Origin of the sequence: Roseovarius arcticus, from assembly GCF_006125015.1 — a bacterium.
Lineage (GTDB): Bacteria > Pseudomonadota > Alphaproteobacteria > Rhodobacterales > Rhodobacteraceae > Roseovarius > Roseovarius arcticus.
Genome location: NZ_SZZN01000001.1, coordinates 2,689,340 through 2,705,827, shown reverse-complemented (window position 1 = coordinate 2,705,827; position 16,488 = coordinate 2,689,340). Strand labels below are relative to the sequence as shown.

18 protein-coding genes are annotated in these 16,488 nt (G+C 61.0%); 12 read left to right on the top strand and 6 right to left on the bottom strand.

All coding sequences use genetic code 11. From position 1 onward, the window contains the following. The first annotated feature begins 24 nt into the window (after nt 1–24). The 3 genes from MK6180000_RS12935 to MK6180000_RS12925 all read left to right on the top strand — a co-directional run bounded on the left by MK6180000_RS12935 (nt 25) and on the right by MK6180000_RS12925 (nt 2,273). Complete coding sequence (locus MK6180000_RS12935) at nt 25–915, top strand: mechanosensitive ion channel family protein (RefSeq protein ID WP_138935104.1); 891 nt, start codon at nt 25–27, stop codon at nt 913–915. A gap of 70 nt (nt 916–985) precedes the next feature. Continuing rightward, entirely contained in the window at nt 986–1,471 is a 486-nt protein-coding gene (locus tag MK6180000_RS12930) for a GNAT family N-acetyltransferase (RefSeq protein WP_138935103.1), read from the top strand. Nucleotides 1,472–1,505: 34 nt separating this feature from the next. Next, nucleotides 1,506–2,273 carry an EcsC family protein gene (locus MK6180000_RS12925; protein WP_138936496.1) on the top strand — a complete coding sequence of 256 codons (768 nt, stop codon included), beginning with the start codon at nt 1,506–1,508 and terminating at the stop codon, nt 2,271–2,273. Between the two features lie 12 nt (nt 2,274–2,285). Here MK6180000_RS12925 and ptsP read toward each other — a convergent pair whose 3' ends face one another. From ptsP to MK6180000_RS12900, 5 genes are all read right to left on the bottom strand, one after another. Next, the gene (gene ptsP, locus MK6180000_RS12920; RefSeq protein ID WP_138935102.1) at nt 2,286–4,529 is read right to left on the bottom strand and encodes a phosphoenolpyruvate--protein phosphotransferase; all 2,244 of its coding nucleotides are present in this window, start codon (nt 4,527–4,529) and stop codon (nt 2,286–2,288) included. 49 nt (nt 4,530–4,578) lie between these two features. Then, nucleotides 4,579–5,817, bottom strand: a complete 1,239-nt coding sequence (locus MK6180000_RS12915) for an aspartate kinase (RefSeq protein ID WP_138935101.1) — start codon at nt 5,815–5,817, stop codon at nt 4,579–4,581. Between the two features lie 183 nt (nt 5,818–6,000). Then, nucleotides 6,001–6,405, bottom strand: a complete 405-nt coding sequence (locus MK6180000_RS12910) for an ACT domain-containing protein (RefSeq protein ID WP_138935100.1) — start codon at nt 6,403–6,405, stop codon at nt 6,001–6,003. A gap of 12 nt (nt 6,406–6,417) precedes the next feature. After that, a complete protein-coding gene (locus tag MK6180000_RS12905) occupies nt 6,418–6,870 on the bottom strand; it encodes a DUF1178 family protein (RefSeq protein WP_138935099.1) in 453 nt (150 codons plus the stop codon). An 88-nt stretch (nt 6,871–6,958) separates the two neighbouring features. Next, on the bottom strand, nt 6,959–7,438 hold the full coding sequence (locus MK6180000_RS12900; RefSeq protein ID WP_342777721.1) for an NUDIX hydrolase: 480 nt from the start codon (nt 7,436–7,438) through the stop codon (nt 6,959–6,961). A gap of 268 nt (nt 7,439–7,706) precedes the next feature. Here MK6180000_RS12900 and modA point away from each other — a divergent pair, with 268 nt between their 5' ends. The 9 genes from modA (at nt 7,707) to MK6180000_RS12855 (ending at nt 15,858) form a co-directional block, all read left to right on the top strand. Further along, nucleotides 7,707–8,408 (top strand): molybdate ABC transporter substrate-binding protein, encoded by a 702-nt coding sequence (gene modA / locus MK6180000_RS12895; RefSeq protein WP_138935098.1) that lies wholly within the window; start codon nt 7,707–7,709, stop codon nt 8,406–8,408. After that, nucleotides 8,408–9,091, top strand: coding sequence for a molybdate ABC transporter permease subunit (gene modB / locus MK6180000_RS12890; protein WP_138935097.1), 684 nt, complete (start codon nt 8,408–8,410; stop codon nt 9,089–9,091). Before modA ends, modB begins: the two co-directional genes overlap by 1 nt. Further along, nucleotides 9,088–10,182: a molybdenum ABC transporter ATP-binding protein gene (gene modC / locus MK6180000_RS12885; protein WP_138935096.1), complete on the top strand. Its 1,095-nt coding sequence runs from the start codon at nt 9,088–9,090 to the stop codon at nt 10,180–10,182. Before modB ends, modC begins: the two co-directional genes overlap by 4 nt. 528 nt (nt 10,183–10,710) lie before the next feature. After that, on the top strand, nt 10,711–12,327 hold the full coding sequence (locus MK6180000_RS12880; protein ID WP_138936494.1) for an ABC transporter permease: 1,617 nt from the start codon (nt 10,711–10,713) through the stop codon (nt 12,325–12,327). A gap of 111 nt (nt 12,328–12,438) precedes the next feature. Beyond that, nucleotides 12,439–13,086 (top strand): ATP-dependent Clp protease proteolytic subunit, encoded by a 648-nt coding sequence (locus tag MK6180000_RS12875; RefSeq protein ID WP_138935095.1) that lies wholly within the window; start codon nt 12,439–12,441, stop codon nt 13,084–13,086. Between the two features lie 127 nt (nt 13,087–13,213). Beyond that, the gene (clpX, locus tag MK6180000_RS12870; protein WP_138935094.1) at nt 13,214–14,482 is read left to right on the top strand and encodes an ATP-dependent Clp protease ATP-binding subunit ClpX; all 1,269 of its coding nucleotides are present in this window, start codon (nt 13,214–13,216) and stop codon (nt 14,480–14,482) included. A 153-nt stretch (nt 14,483–14,635) separates the two neighbouring features. Further along, on the top strand, nt 14,636–15,019 hold the full coding sequence (locus MK6180000_RS12865) for an NADH:ubiquinone oxidoreductase subunit NDUFA12 (RefSeq protein WP_138935093.1): 384 nt from the start codon (nt 14,636–14,638) through the stop codon (nt 15,017–15,019). A 24-nt stretch (nt 15,020–15,043) separates the two neighbouring features. Next, nucleotides 15,044–15,502: an outer membrane lipid asymmetry maintenance protein MlaD gene (gene mlaD, locus MK6180000_RS12860; RefSeq protein WP_138935092.1), complete on the top strand. Its 459-nt coding sequence runs from the start codon at nt 15,044–15,046 to the stop codon at nt 15,500–15,502. Further along, nucleotides 15,499–15,858, top strand: a complete 360-nt coding sequence (locus tag MK6180000_RS12855; RefSeq protein ID WP_138935091.1) for a DUF2155 domain-containing protein — start codon at nt 15,499–15,501, stop codon at nt 15,856–15,858. The genes mlaD and MK6180000_RS12855 overlap by 4 nt, the downstream gene beginning before the upstream one ends. Here MK6180000_RS12855 and aat read toward each other — a convergent pair. Continuing rightward, nucleotides 15,822–16,472 carry a leucyl/phenylalanyl-tRNA--protein transferase gene (gene aat / locus MK6180000_RS12850; protein WP_138935090.1) on the bottom strand — a complete coding sequence of 217 codons (651 nt, stop codon included), beginning with the start codon at nt 16,470–16,472 and terminating at the stop codon, nt 15,822–15,824. The two genes, MK6180000_RS12855 and aat, sit on opposite strands and share 37 nt — an antisense overlap. Between the last annotated feature and the right edge of the window lie 16 nt (nt 16,473–16,488).

The following is a 16,488-nucleotide window of genomic DNA, read 5'->3' as shown; positions in this document are numbered from 1 at the left end:
TTCAGCGAAAGGGGCGAAGCCGGTATGGAATTTGATCTGAACGCTGCTGCCCAAGTCGTTGTAACGCGGCTTGATGGCTATCTAAGCGCACTGGCCGCCTCAGCGCCCAAGATCGTAATTGCACTCGTTATAATCCTTCTGACGTGGGCGATCTCGCGGTTGGCTGGATCGCTGGAAGGACGCCTCGCGCGCCGGATGCACCTGCGCCAGAACTTGACAGACGTGCTGCTGATGCTGACGCGGGTGCTGATCTGGACGGCAGGCATTCTGATCGCGCTCACGGTTCTTTTTCCGTCCATCACGCCGGGCAAGGCGCTGACGACACTGGGCCTTGGCTCGGTCGCCATCGGTTTTGCCTTCAAGGATACGTTTGAAAATTTCCTTGCCGGGATCCTGATCTTGCTGCGCGAGCCCTTCGCCATCGGCGACTATGTGGAATGCGAAAGCGTCGAGGGGCGAATTGAAGCGATCACAATTCGCGACAGCCGCATTCGCCGAACCGACGGGCAACTGGTCGTCATGCCCAATCACGCGCTGTTTCAGAACCCCGTCACCGTACGCACGGACAAGGATCTGAGGCGCACCACAATCATTTGCGGAGTTGCGCGCAGCGAAGATGTGGACAACGCTCGCGACGTGATCCGAACGGCGGTTGAGGCGCTGGATACAGTTCGCTCGGACATCAAGGATGTGCAGATATTTGCGCAGTCCTTTGGGGACGCGTCCATCGATTTCGAAGTGACATGGTGGACAGGCTCCAGCCCGCTCGAGATTCGCCAGTCGCGCGATCAGGTGGTCGCGGCGGTCAAGCGGTCGCTGGACGACGCCGGTATCGAAATCCCCTATCCCTACCGTGTGATAACTTTTGCCGGGCCCGTCCCTGTCACGTTATCAGGCAGCACGGACGCGGACTGACCGCGCAATTGTGCCCTGCCGAATGCCGTGCTAGCCAAGCGTCATCCCGTAAATTGCATGAGGCGGCGCGGTGCTGGAACTGAGGCCTGAGACGACAGACGACTGGTGGGAGGTCGAAGCGCTGCTTGATCTTTGCTTTGCGCCGGGACGCGAGGCGCTGTCGTCCTATCGGTTGCGCGATGGCATCCCGCCTATCCCCGGCCTCAGCGCCGTTGCGCGCGACGAAAGCGGTATCTTGGCGGGTGCCATCCGGTATTGGCCGGTCTGTGTGGCAGGCGCGCCTGCACTGCTTTTGGGCCCGATCGCGGTGCATCCAACCCATCAGGGCGAGGGATTGGGCGCCTATCTGATGCATAACTCGCTGGCCGTGGCGCGCGCGGACGGATGGGATCGGGTGATGCTGGTGGGCGATGCGCCCTACTATGCGCGCTTTGGCTTTGAGCGGCTGGATCATGTCCAAATGCCACCGCCGACGAACCCGGACAGGGTGCTAGGCCATGAGCTGACGCCCGGCGCATGGGCGAATATTGCTGGAAAAGTGACGCGCGCGCCTTGAAACCGCGGGCGGATAGGCTGATCTATAACCGATGATGGATCTTCTAGACCCCCCGATAGACAAGGCCGCTGTCGCAGCAAGGCTGGACGCGCTGGCACGGCGGCACGCCCGCGCAGGCAATCTGGGCATTCAGGTGCTGAACGTGATCGGTGGACGTGCCGAGGCGCTGCTGGACAGGTTGCCCGAGGGTGTCCGGGGTCGCCTTGAGGCCGGAACGCAGCAAGCACTAGAGACGGCGATGAGCGCCGCGCACCGCTCGCGCGGGGTGGTTGGTACGCAGCCGGGATGGCTGAACCGTGCCGTGACCACAGCGATGGGCGCCGCTGGCGGCTTTGGTGGATTACCCAGCGCGCTGGCCGAATTGCCCATCACCACGACGATCCTGTTGCGCGCCATTCAGGACGTGGCAAGCGAGTACGGCTTTGATCCGGCGGAGGAGGGCGTGCGCTTTGACTGTGTGCAGGTCTTTGCCGCAGCTGGACCCCTGGATCATGACGACGGGGCTGATCTGGCCTTTCTTACCACGCGGGTCGCGGTGACAGGAAAGGCGATGCAGGCGCTCATTTCCAAGGTAGCGCCGCGGCTGAGCGTGGTCCTGGGTCAAAAACTGGCCGCTCAGACGGTGCCGGTCCTGGGCGCGGCGGCGGGGGCGGCGACGAATTACGCCTTTACCAGCTACTACCAGCAGATGGCGCATGTGCATTTCGGTCTGCGCCGCCTCGCAATCGAGGCAGATCTGAGCCACGCCGATGTGCTGGAGGCGTTTCGCGTGCGGGTCGCGGCGCCGGTAAAACGGGGCTAAGCGCCAGCCTTATCACAGCTTCTCGCGCAGATACTCCATCACCGATGGGCGCACGGATTGGTCGCCGCGCACGCCAGCGGCGTCAATAACGGCGCGCAGTTCGTTTAGATCGGTCCGGCGTAGGATCGATTTGACCGGCCCGACGGACGCCGGGCGCATCGATAGCGAGCGCAGCCCAATCGCCGCAAGGCATGCGGCCTCAACGGGACGGCCGGCATCCTCGCCGCAAAAGCTGAGCGGGGTGCAGGTAGCGATGCACCGCTCTGTTATACTCTGCAGGAAGGTGAGGAAGCTGACGTTCAGCGTGTCATAGCGGCGCCTGACGCGCTCATTCTCGCGGTCAGCGGCGAAAAAGAACTGCTTTAGGTCATTGCCACCGATCGACAGAAAATCGACATCGCGATAGAATTGATCGGGCGCGAAGGCAAGGCTGGGCGTCTCCAACATCGCACCCAGTTTCAGCGTTTCGGGCAGGGGATGCCCCAGAATGCGTTCGCGCGCCATGGCCTTGTCCATCTCGGCGCGGCCAGCATCAAATTCCTCGCGCTGGGCAACGAATGGAAACATGATCGACAGAGGCCGCCCCTTGGCGCCGCGAATAAGCGCCTGAAGCTGCATCCGCATGACGCCGGGCTTGTCCAGACCGACGCGAATCGCGCGCCAGCCAAGGGCCGGGTTCGGCTCGTCCGTGGCCTTCATGTAGGGCAGCACTTTGTCCGAGCCGATGTCGAGCGTGCGAAACACAACAGGACGGCCCTTTGCGGCATCCATGACGCGGGAATACAGCTCGCTTAGCTCGGCCCGTTGGGGCATTTTCGAGCGAACAAGGAATTGCAATTCGGTCCGGAAAAGCCCCACTCCATCGGCGCCTGACCCCTCAAGGCTGGGCAGATCAGCCATCAGGCCAGCGTTCATCGACAAAGACAGCGTTTGACCGCAGAGCGTCGTCGCCGGCTTGTCTCGGATCGAGGCGTAGCGTTCCTGCGCTTTTGCTTGCATCGCCATCTTGTCGCGAAACGCGGCATAGACGGTGTCATCGGGGCGCAGATGGGCGATGCCCTGATCGCCATCTACGAGAATCGGATCGCCGTTCAGCGCCTCGGTTGTGATATTTTTGGCGTTTATCACCAGCGGGATCGCCAACGCGCGTGCGACGATGGTGGCATGGCTGCCGACGGCGCCTTCCTCTAGCACGATGCCCTTCAGGCTACGGCCATAGTCCAGTAGCTCCGCAGGGCCAATATTTCGGGCGATCAGGATGGGATCGGGCGGCATTTCGGCCCCCGTCTCGGCGCCTTGGCCGGTCAGGATTCGCAGCATGCGATTGCTGAGATCGTCCAGATCGTGCAGTCGGTCGCGCAGGTAGGCGTCGGCCACTTGTCCCAGCCGGGCGCGAGCAGTCGATTGCTCTTTTTCGACAGCTGCCTCGGCTGACAGACCGCGATTAATGTCCTGCTCCATCCGGCGCATCCAGCCTTTGGAGTTGGCGAACATGCGGTAGGCCTCTAGCACCTCCAGCTGTTCTTTGTCACCAAAGCGGGCGCTGCTTAGCATCCGGTCAACGCCGACGCGCAACTCCTCGACGGCCTCATTCAGGCGCTCCAGCTCGCGTGCGGGGTCCTCAGCGATGAGGTTCGTGACGACGACGCGCGGCTCGTGCAGCCACACATGGCCGCGTGCCGCGCCCTCTTGGGCAGTCGCGCCGCGAAAGAGGACAGCCTGCTGGTGGCGCGCGGACATTGCCGCGCCTTCGCCAACGAATTGGCCCAGCTCGGCCATTTCGGCAAGGACCATGGCCACGACCTCAACGGCGTAAATCTCCTCGTCCGAGAATTTGCGCGCATACTTGGACTGCACCACAAGCACGCCCAGTTTTTCGCCCAGCCGCTGGATGGGAACGCCCATGAAGGACGAATATCCTTCCTCTCCGGTCTCGGGCATATAGCGAAAACCGCGTGTATTGGGCGCATCGTCGGTGTTGATAACCTCGCCCGTGCGCGCAACGCGTCCCACCAGACCCTCGCCCATTTTCATCCGTGTTTCGTGCACGGCAGAGGCGTTCAGCCCTTCGGTCGCGCACAGTTCCAGCGTTTCCTCATCGCGAAACAGGTAGATTGAACAAACTTCTATGCGCATCTCTTCGGCGATCAGCCGAGTGATCTGGTCCAGACGCGCCTGACCTGCGGCATCCTCGGCCATGATGGCACGCAGGCGCCCCAGCATCTGGCGGCTATCGGTCTGAAACTCGTCGCTCATTGGCGTATCGCCTATCCGTCTGTCTGTCGCAAAAGGGGGCGGATACGTCTCAGCCCACCTTGTCCAGCTCAAACGTATCATGGAGTGCCTGCACGGCGAGTTCCATGTATTTCCGGTCAATCAGCACGGAAATCTTGATTTCGGAGGTCGCGATCACCTTGATGTTGATGCCCTCGTCGCGGAGCGTGCGGAACATCTGAGCCGCTACGCCAGACTGGCTGCGCATCCCGATGCCGACTGCCGATACCTTGGCCACCGCCCCGTCGATAATCAGATCACCGTAGTCGATATTGCCCGCCGCGACCGCATCCTTCAGCGCCTTTTCAGCGCGCGCCACCTGATCGGTTGGGCAGGAAAAGGTCATGTCGGTGCGTCCGTCCTCGGATATGTTCTGGATAATCATGTCGACATTAACGCCCGCCTCGGACAGCGGGCCAAAGATGGCGGCGGCGATCCCCGGCTGGTCGGCGACCGATAGAAGGGTCATTTTGGCCTCGTCGCGGGAGTAGGCGATGCCGGTCACAACATTGGATTCCATGATTTCCTCCTCGGCGCAGACAAGGGTGCCGGCGTCATCTGATTGTTCCTCAAAGCTGCTGAGAACGCGCAGCTTGACGTTATAGCGCATCGCCAGCTCGACCGAGCGGGTTTGCAGCACCTTCGCGCCAAGGCTGGCCAGTTCCAACATCTCTTCATAGGCAATGCGGTCCAGCTTGCGCGCCTTGGACGAGATGCGCGGATCGGTGGTGTAGACGCCATCGACATCGGTGTAGATATCGCAGCGCTCGGCATTCAGTGCGGCGGCAAAGGCGACGGCGGTGGTGTCTGATCCGCCCCGGCCCAGCGTGGTGATGCGCCCCTCAGGGCTGACGCCCTGAAAGCCGGCGACGACCGCGACGCGCATTCCCTCGCCAAATTTCGCCATGAGGTTATCGGGCGAAATATCGAGAATGCGAGCAGTGGAGTGGGCGCTGGTGGTGCGTACCGGCACCTGCCAGCCCTGCCAACTGCGCGCCGGGACATCCATCTGCTGCAAGGTCAGCGCCATGAGGCCGGCGGTGACATTCTCACCCGATGACACAACGGCATCATATTCGCGTGCATCATATAACGGCGACGTCTCGCCGACCCAGCCGACCAGTTCATTCGTCTTGCCGGACATGGCGGACACGATGACGATCACGTCATATCCCTTGGCCACCTCGACGCCCACACGCTTGGCCGCGCGGCGGATCCGGTCCAGATTGGCGACGGAAGTTCCGCCAAATTTCATCACGAGAACGGGCATGGCCGGTATCCACTGGGCTAAAGCGTTTTGCATTTATCTCTTGCACAGACTGGATGCAAAACGCCGACGACTTCGACGGACGGTGGGCGCTTCGCATGTTCGCTGATTCAGCAAAAATGCAAAACGCTTTTAGTTCGGGGGCGGTTTACGCGGGGGCGCGGGCAAGGGCAAGGGCGCAGGCCGTTAGCTGCGCGCCTCAAGCACCATCTGGTGCAGGGCGGTCATCGCATCATCGGCGCGCGCCTCGGGCACAAAGAGGTGGTCGTGAAAATAGCCCGCCACTGGATTAACGCCCATGCCCAATTCGGCCAGACGTGCGGTAATGCGAGCGAGAAAACCGACGGCATCAAGCGCCGAATGCACATTCAGGGTGATCATCCGGCAAGCAAATACATGGGCGAGGCCCGCTTCATCTGCGGCGGCTCTGGTAACGATGATCGTTGTGCCTTCGGCCTCCTGCATGATCATGCGGGGGGCTATGAGCGGCGGGACATCGCGGCTCGGTAGCGTGACGTACACATAAATCTGCGTGTCCAGTACCGGCGACATTTCGGCAAGCAATCGTTCCAGATCCTGTTCGCCAGCCATCAATATTCTCCGTTAATTCACCTTGCGCGCCGTTTTGAATGGTAGTGGGATGATCGGCACACCATCTTCAATCAGCTTTCGTGCCTCCTCGGGGCGGGCCTCGCCGTGGATCGACCGCTCGCCGCCAACGCCGCCCTCATGCATCTTGCGCGCTTCGGCAGCGAAATTCTTGCCGACATATTCAGAATTTTTCTCAATCTTGCGGCGCATTTCAGCCAACGCCTGTTCAGCAGGCGAGGCAGGGGTAGACAGCGATCCGCGCCCCGGCACGCTTGCGGGTACAACCACGGGCACGGAACGTCCTGCCTGTATGTTAGGCGCCATGATGGATTTCTCCACATCGCCGCCCCCGCATACGGCGCAGTTGATCAATCCGCGCGCTGCCAACTTGTCGAAGGCATCCGACGATTGAAACCAACTGTCAAAGCGGTGGTCCTGCCCGCACTTTAGGGAAAATTTGATCATCGTTCTTTGCCCGGTGACATTAAGACGTAGATAACGGCGATGAGGCGAAAAACAAGCGCGCACTTGCGCTGCGCGTCGCCGCGTTGGATCAGCTTTTGACCTGCTGGGGGTCAAAATTACGGATCATATGCGCCAGATCGGGCTCATCAACCAATGCGGCGGCCTTCTTGGGGCGCAGCCACTTGCGCTTGCGCTCCTGCGCTTCGGGGTATTTTGCGGCACATTCGCGGACCTTCATCGCATAGACCATTGTGACGCAAGGGAGATCCTCGTCATCTTCCATTGCTTTGCGATAGGAATAGACGCCCAGGCACCGGTCGTACACTTTGCCGCGCACGCCTGCCTCCTCCCATGCCTCGATTTCGGCGCTTTCGGATGGGGTTTTGCCATCCATCGGCCAGCCCTTTGGCACGATCCACCGTTTGGTGCGGCGGCTGGTGACCAGTAGCACCTCGGGCTTGCCACGCACCATCCGAAAACAGAGCGCACCGAATTGTGTGCGCACATCGCTTTTGTGCGCATCGGTCAGGTCAATGGGGGCCTGGGCCATGTTCAAGGTGGTGCTCACGATCTGTCTGCTTTGTCTCAATATCTGCACGAGTGGTCGCCGTATCTGCGATCTTGCGCTTTTGTTCTTGCTTTTACACAATATATTGCGAAACGTCGCGAAAAACAACCATCCGAACATTGCGGGTGCCGGAGGGCCGTCTGCGCAGGCGCCTCGCGACCGGCCCGGATGCCGCGCAGGAGGCTAAGAATTGAGCCATCAGCCAACAAGCAAAGGCCTGTATGTAGCAACTTTTCGTGCGTTGTGCGCGGTGGTGGTGCTGTCCGTGATGCCTGCTCGCACAATGGCAGATGACCGTACTGTTGTTTTCGCCGCCGCGTCTTTGCATGGCGTACTGGCCGAGATCGCTTCGCATTACACGGGCGATGTCGCCGTATCGGTCGGCGGCAGCGGCCAGATCGCGCGGCAAATCGCACAGGGCGCGCCCGCCGATGTCGTAATTTTAGCGAGCGCCGCTTGGATGGACTGGCTCGAAGAGCAGGGCAGCGTCGATCATGGCCGGCGCGTCGATTTAGTGGGCAATAGGCTGGTGCTAATCGGGCCATCCGGCGCGTCTGAACTGCCTGATGTCACGGCGGATGCACTGCTGGAACGGCTGGATGGCGGGCGCATCGCGATGGGCCAGACACGCGGCGTGCCAGCGGGGATTTATGGCCGGGAATGGCTGGAGGCGGCCGGATTGTGGGCCGCAATGGAGCCGCACCTGGCTGAAACGGACAGCGTCCGCGCAGCGTTAGCGCTTGTCGCGCGGGGCGAGGCGCCGCTGGGCATCGTTTATGTCACCGACGCGGCGGCGGAGGCTGGCGTGCGCATCCTCTATGGCGTGCCGGATGCACTTCATGCGCCAATAGTCTATCCCGCCGCTGCACTCACCGAGGCAGGCAAGCCGTTCGTTGAGTTTCTACAAGCTGACGCTGCGCGTAAAATTTTCGCCGCGCATGGCTTCGTGCTGCCTGGGGGAACGCCCTGATGCTGGATGCGGCTGCCTGGGACGCGCTGTTGCTGTCGCTGCAGGTTTCGCTGACGGCGGTCATTTTCAGCCTGCCGTTCGCGATTGCGGTGGCGTGGCTGCTGGCGCGGCGCCAGTTTCCGGGCCATGCGGTGCTGAGCGCGCTGGTGCATCTGCCGCTGGTTTTGCCGCCGGTTGTGACGGGCTATCTGTTGCTGCTTGCGTTTGGGCGAAACGGCTGGATCGGCGGCGCACTGGCTGAGGTCGGCATCGTCTTTGCCTTTCGCTGGACGGGCGCAGCGCTTGCCGCCGGTATCATGGGATTCCCGCTGATGGTGCGCGCCATTCGCTTGTCGATTGAGGCGGTCGATCCCAAGCTGGAGGAGGCCGCTGCGACGCTGGGGGCTGGACGCTGGGAGGCGTTCGCGCGCGTGACACTGCCGTTGATCGGGCCAGGGATACTGGCGGGCACGGTGCTGGGCTTTGCCAAGGCGATGGGCGAATTTGGCGCGACGATCACTTTTGTCGCCAACATTCCGGGCCAGACGCAGACGCTGCCCTCGGCAATCTATGCGTTCCTGTCGGTGCCGGGCGGCGAGGGGTCTGCGATGCGGCTGGTGGTCCTGTCGGCCAGCGTCGCCATTGCCGCCGTGCTCATATCCGAATGGCTGGCGCGGCGTATGGCAGCGCGGGTGCGAGCATGACCCTGAACGTCGACATATCGCATCGCTTTGGCGATTTTACGTTGGACGCGGCGTTTGAGGCTGGACCGGGCGTTACTGCACTGTTCGGCCCATCTGGATCAGGCAAGACCAGTATCGCGAATGCTATTGCAGGGTTGCTGAGGCCTGATGCTGGTCGGATCGTGCTGGCCGGTGACGTGCTACTGGATCGGGCGCATAGGGTTTTCCTGCCTGCGGCGCGCCGCAGGATCGGAGTCGTCTTTCAGGAGGGGCGGTTATTTCCGCACCTGACAGCCGCGCAGAACATCGCGTTCGGTGCACGGTATGCACCGCGCGATGCGCCGGGCCTAGATGGCGGCGAGATTGAAGACATGCTGGGTATCGGCGCAATAATGCGTCGCCGCCCGACAAACCTGTCTGGCGGTGAAAGGCAACGGGTGGCTATTGCCCGCGCTCTGACCATGCGGCCCCGTCTGCTATTAATGGATGAGCCATTGGCTGCGCTGGACGGCCCGCGCAAGGATGAGATCCTGCCCTATCTAGAGCGCCTTCGCGACAGTGGGGCTGTACCTATCGTCTATATCACGCACTCCATGGCCGAAATCGCCCGACTGGCGGATCGCATCATTGTACTGCGTGCGGGCCGTGTGCTGCGCGCCGGCGATGTGACGGACGTACTAAGCGATCCGGCCATGGTGCCGCTGATCGGCGTGCGCGAGGCGGGATCTGTCCTGATTGCGCGGGTGATGGAATGTAGACCGCTGGGCCTTAGCCGCCTTTCCATCGACGGCGGTGAACTGCGGCTTCCGGGTATCGAGGCGGAGGTGGGGAAATTGTTGCGCATCAGGATATTGGCGCAGGATGTTCTGGTGTCGCAAGAGAGGCCTACGGGCTTGTCCTCGCGCAACATCCTGCCTGCCGTAGTCGAGGCAGTTCATCGCGGCGACGGTCCGGGCGTAGCCCTGTCACTAAGGCTGGGCGAGGACCGCTTGCTGGCGCGGATCACTGCAGACGCGATGGATGAGCTAGGCCTTGCGCCGGGTGCCTCTTGCTACGCGATATTGAAGGCGACAGCAGTGGCACGGGCAGATATCGGGGCAATGGGCGCCTAGTCTTTTTAATGCAATCGTCTGCAACTTATACGCGAACATTGGAGCGTAAGTCGCCTAAATAGAACAATTGGCTCATTCAGCGAAATGGCAGGCAGCCGTCGTTCCGCTGGTTCCGAACTCGCGCAGGCGCGGAATCGCGGCGAGCAGCAGTTGCGTATATGAATGTTTGGGGGTCTTTCCGGCATCAGGTGGCGGATAGGTTCGGCCAATGTCTGGAACACGTTTCGACGCGAGTTGAGCGAGGCGTCGGGGGTCTGAAACACCATCTGCATGTCGGCGCGGATGGGCTCAAGCTCGGCCTCGTCCATCGTATCAATGCGCGCCCCGCGAAAGTAGATTTCGCCCGAGGACGGCGTTAGCAGCCCCATGATCGCGCGGCCCAACGACTTGCAATGCCTTTGCTGCGGTGATGTGCCGCCGCGCGCTCTGCCGTGTCGGCCTTGACCCTTGACTCACCGCTGATTATTGATCGAAACGCTCAGGCATAGGCGCCGGGCAGCGAGGGGCGCTTTCTTGATCGAACGGCTGATGTATCGCTTGGCTTGGGCAGTTGCCGCGCTGTGCGTCGCACCCATCATTGCGGCAGCGCTGGCTGCGCTGAGCGGCGATCTGGCGACCTGGCGCGACGTGCTGTGGTCGGTCCTGCCGCGTTACACGGCAACCACATTGGCGCTTGTGGCCATCGTTGGCACTTGTACCGCGATCATCGGCACGAGTGCCGCGTGGCTGGTCACTGTCTACCGCTTTCCCGGTGCGCGCTGGCTGGAGATTGCGCTGGCGCTGCCGCTGGCCTTTCCGGCGTATGTGCTGGCCTATGCCTATACATCGCTATTGGATCATCCCGGTCCAGTGCAGACGCTGCTGCGAAACGTCACCGGATGGGGCCCGCGCGACTACTGGTTTCCCGAAATCCGCAGCCTTGGCGGTGCGGCGTTGATGCTGACCATCGTGCTTTATCCATATGTTTATCTGCTGGCGCGCGCATCCTTCCGCCAGCAAAGCTCGAATGCGTTTCTGGTCGCGCGTACGCTGGGTCGTTCGCCGGTGGCCGCATTCTGGTCCGTTGCGCTGCCCATGGCGCGGCCTGCTATCGTGGGCGGCACGTTGCTGGCGATCATGGAGACGATTGCCGATTTTGGCACGGTGGCGTTCTTTAACGTTCAGACATTTGCCACGGGCATTTATCAGGCCTGGTTTTCGCTGGGCGACCGGGCGGCGGCGGCGCAGCTATCGCTATGCCTACTTAGCTTTGCGTTGCTGCTGGCCGGGCTAGAGCGGGCGCAGCGCGGCAAGGCGCGGCGGGCCAGCCGTGGTGGCGCGCGTTTCGAGGTGCTGACCAAGCCGCGCCTGGCCGGTTGGCGCGGCTGGGGCGCGACGGCGGTCTGCTTGACGCCCGTTCTGCTGGGATTTCTGATCCCTGTTATTATGCTGGGCACTATGGCGTGGGGATCGGGGCAGAGCCTGCTTCAGCCTCGCTACCTGCATCTGATGACTAATTCGGTGACGCTGGCCGGCGTTGCATCCGTGCTGACTGTGATAGGAGCGATTTTAATTGGCTTCAGGGCGCGCACCCGGCCGGGACGCGTGTCACGCGGCCTCGTGGTGGGCGCCGGCCTCGGCTATGCGGTGCCGGGCGGGGTAATCGCCGTGGGGCTAATGGTGCCAATGGCCGGTCTCGACAATGCCATCGACCGCGTGATGGAGGCGCGGTTTGGCATCGATACTGGGCTGCTGATCACCGGATCGATCTGGCTGATGGTGCTGGCCTACATGGCGCGTTTCATGGCCGCAGCCCTGAATGCGTATGACAGCGGTATGGCGACGGTTCCGGGGCATTTTGACGCGATCGCGCGTAGTCTGGGGCAGGGGCCTGCGCGCCTTTTGTGGCGCGTTCACCTTCCGGTGGCGCGCACGTCTGTTATGACCGCGCTGCTGATCGTCTTTGTCGACGTGATGAAGGAATTGCCCGCAACGTTGATTCTGCACCCATTCAACTTTGAGACGTTGGCAGTACAGGCCTACCGCCTTGCTGCGGATGAGCGGTTGCACGAAGCTGCCGTGCCGTCATTGGCACTGGTGGCGTTCGGTCTGATCCCGGTACTGCTACTGTGCCGCACCATTGGACGCGAAAGCACAGCGGCCTAGCTAAGATACAAATTCCCGGCGCGCCCTTGCAGCCCCTTGGGCGCGCTACTAAGACTCTTTTAGGACCTGGTCAGGTATGGATCAGACACAAACCAGCAGGCAAGGCGGATTATGACAGACCCGATGGACACCTACATGAACACACTCGTCCCGATGGTGGTCGAACAGACCAGCCGCGGCGAGCGTGCCTACGACATCTTCTCGCGCCTCCTGAAGGAGCGTATTATTTTCCTCAGCGGACCCGTCCATGACGGTATGTCCAGCCTGATTGTCGCGCAGTTGCTGCACCTGGAGGCGGAGAACCCGTCAAAGGAAATCAGCATGTATATCAACAGCCCTGGCGGTGTTGTCACCTCGGGCCTGTCGATCTACGATACGATGCAGTACATTCGCCCCAAGGTGTCGACGCTGGTCATCGGACAGGCGGCCTCGATGGGCTCATTGCTGCTGACTGCTGGCGCGCCGGGCATGCGCTTCTCGCTGCCAAATTCGCGCATCATGGTCCACCAGCCGTCAGGCGGGTATCAGGGCCAGGCAACGGATATCATGATTCACGCCGAAGAGACGCAGAAGCTGAAAAAGCGGCTGAATGAGATTTACGTCAAGCATACCGGCCAGACCCTTAAAAAGGTAGAAGAGGGGCTGGAGCGCGATAACTTCATGTCGCCTGAGGACGCCAAGAAATGGGGCCTGATCGACGAGATCGTCGAGAATCGGATTAAGCCCGAAGACGACGAAAAGCCCAAGCCCAAAGGGTAGATACGTCAGGCAGAGGGCGCGGCATTTTGCGATTGTCGCCGCCCGGCGCCTGCCATAAGCTAAAGATGACGGCGGCCCGGCACCCGCGCCGGGCCCCCCATGCAACGCACCGCCCGAAAGGTAGATCATGTCGAATAGTTCAGGCAGCGACAGCAAGAACACCCTTTATTGCAGCTTCTGCGGCAAGAGCCAGCATGAGGTGCGCAAGCTAATCGCGGGTCCGACCGTGTTTATATGCGACGAATGTGTCGAGCTATGTATGGATATCATTCGCGAGGAAACGCGCACTGCCGGGCTGAAATCGTCCGACGGCGTTCCTGCTCCGCGCGAGATTTGTGATGTATTGGACGATTATGTAATCGGGCAAGCAACCGCTAAAAAGGTGCTGTCGGTCGCTGTTCATAATCACTACAAACGGCTGAACAATTCCGGCAAAAGCGGCGATGTTGAGCTGCAAAAATCCAACATCATGCTGATTGGTCCCACTGGTTGCGGTAAGACACTTCTGGCGCAGACCTTGGCGAGAATTCTCGATGTGCCGTTCACTATGGCCGACGCGACAACGCTGACCGAGGCCGGATATGTCGGCGAGGATGTTGAGAACATCATTCTCAAGCTGCTGCAATCGTCCGAATATAACGTTGAGCGCGCGCAGCGCGGCATCGTCTATATCGATGAGGTCGACAAGATTACGCGCAAGTCCGAAAACCCTTCGATCACCCGTGATGTGTCGGGCGAGGGCGTGCAGCAGGCGCTGCTGAAACTGATGGAAGGCACGGTCGCCGCTGTGCCGCCGCAGGGCGGGCGCAAACACCCGCAGCAGGAGTTTTTGCAGGTCGATACGACCAATATCCTCTTTATCGTCGGCGGTGCGTTTGCCGGTCTGGACAAGATCATTGCCGCGCGCGGCAAGGGTAGTGCCATGGGTTTTGGAGCCGACGTGCGCGACAAGGATGATCGCGGTATCGGCGAGGTCTTTAAGGATCTGGAGCCAGAGGATCTGCTGAAGTTTGGCCTTATCCCCGAATTTGTTGGCCGCCTGCCAGTGATTGCGACGCTCGAGGATCTGGACGAGGATGCGTTGATCACCATTTTGACACAGCCGAAAAACGCATTGGTCAAACAATATCAGCGCCTCTTCGAACTTGAGAACGCGCAGCTCAGCTTTACTGACGACGCGCTGACTGCCATCGCCAAGCGTGCGATTGAACGTAAGACGGGCGCACGAGGCCTGCGGTCGATTCTTGAGGATATTTTGCTGGACACGATGTTCGAGTTGCCCAGCATGGAGAACGTCATAGAGGTCGTCGTCAACGAGGAGGCCGCGACGTCAGCCGCCGCACCGCTGATGATCTATGCCGAAAGCGCCAAGAAGGAAGGCGCCAGCGCGGGGTAATTAGCGGGCGCTCAGTCAGTTTCAAAGGCGGGCCGATTGGTCCGCCTTTTTTGCATTGTTGGCCGCGCGCACTTGCCCGCTCAAAGTATCCTGAACACTGGACCTTTGCCCGGCGATACGCCATATCAGAGGCAATGATTGCCGGAGGACGACATGGGTATTCTCAATTCGCTGCTACGCTCCGTGACCTGGTGGCACGGGCAGACCCTCAACACGCAGTTCTACACTTGGCGCAAGGGCACCAAAGTAGGCGAGGACGCGCAGGGCAACATTTTCTATCGCTCCAAGGACGGCGTACGGCGTTGGGTAATCTATAATGGCGAGGCCGAAGCAACCCGCGTGAGCCCCGAATGGCACGGCTGGCTACATCACACTTATCAAGAGCCGCCGACAGAGGCTCCGCTTCCGCACCAGACTTGGGAAAAGCCGCATCTGGAAAATTTGACCGGCACCGCGCTGGCTTATGCGCCCGCCGGATCTATTCGCCGCAGCGAGCCAAAGCCGCGTAGCGATTATGAGGCGTGGCGCCCCGAGTAATGTGCGTGCAGGCGGAGGACGCAAATGGCTGAGAACAAAAGCGAAATAATCGCAGGCGGCGTTGTTTTGGCCGTCGCACTAGGATTTGTCGTCTATGCGGGCAAACTGACTGGCGCGCAGGCAGGCGGCAACAGCTATGAGCTCGCGGCCAGCTTCCGGTCTGCTGACGGTATCACTGTAGGGACGGATGTGCGCCTTGCGGGCGTCAAGGTGGGGCGCGTCACGTCGATGGCGCTGGACCCCAGCACCTACCGCGCGGATACCACGATCAGCGTAGCCGAGGGCATAGACGTGCCCGATGATAGTGCGTTGGCGATCTCGTCCGAAGGCCTTTTGGGTGGCAACTACGTTGAGATTTTGCCCGGCGGCTCGCCGCTTTATTTCGCGCCCGGCGATCAGATCGAATTTACCCAAGGGTCGATCAGCCTCGTATCGCTGCTGATGAAATTCGTCGGCGGTGATGACAAGGCGCCAGTTGAATGAGACTAATCGCGATCTGCTTTGCCGCGCTTTTGCCGCTGGCGTCAACTGCGCAAGAGAATGCGGCTGTTGGCACGGGCGCCATCCTGCGCGGCCTGGAAAAGCTGTCGGGCGATGTGATCGACATACCGCTTGGACCGGGCGAGCAGGCTCAATTTGGGCCGCTGACCGTCGAGATGGCACAGTGCCGCTATCCGCAGGGTGATCCGGCGGCAGACGCTTTTGCTTTCCTGACGATCCGCGAAGAGGGGCAGGATGCGCCGATATTCTCAGGTTGGATGATCGCATCGTCGCCAGCGCTGAATGCGCTCGACCATCCACGCTATGACATCTGGGTGCTGCGCTGCAAAATTGAGTAAGGCGACGTATCCAGCGCGTACCGCGTCACCGCCGCAGGTCTGTCCAGTGCGGCGGCCAGTTGCGACCGGTAGGACGCGCGGGTGATTTCTACTGCGCCGAGGCTGGCCAGATGATCGGTCAGAAACTGTGTATCAAACAGGGCAAAGCCACAGCGCCTGAGGTGATCGGCGAGATGAACCAGTGCCAGTTTTGATCCGTCCGTTCGCCGCGAAAACATGCTCTCGCCAAAGAATGCGGCCCCCAAGCTTACGCCATAGACGCCACCGGCCAGCGCGTCATCCTGCCAGATTTCCAAAGAGTGGGCATGGCCCAGCATATGCAGCGCGATGTATTGCGCTCGAATTTCTGCGTTAATCCACGTCTCGGGCCTGTCTGCGCAGGCATCGACGACACCCGCGAAATCGATGTTGAGGGTCGCATGATATCCGCCGCGCCGCATCCTCTTGGCCAAGCTGCGCGAGATGTGCAAGCCGTCCAGTGGCAATACCCCCCGCTTATGGGGATCGACCCAGAAAATTTCGGGGTCGTCGCGCCCTTCGGACATGGGGAAAACGCCGGCAGCATAGGCATGTAGCAAGAGTTCAGGCGTCAGGGAGAAGTCGTCATCCTTCATCATTTCGCCCGTGGCC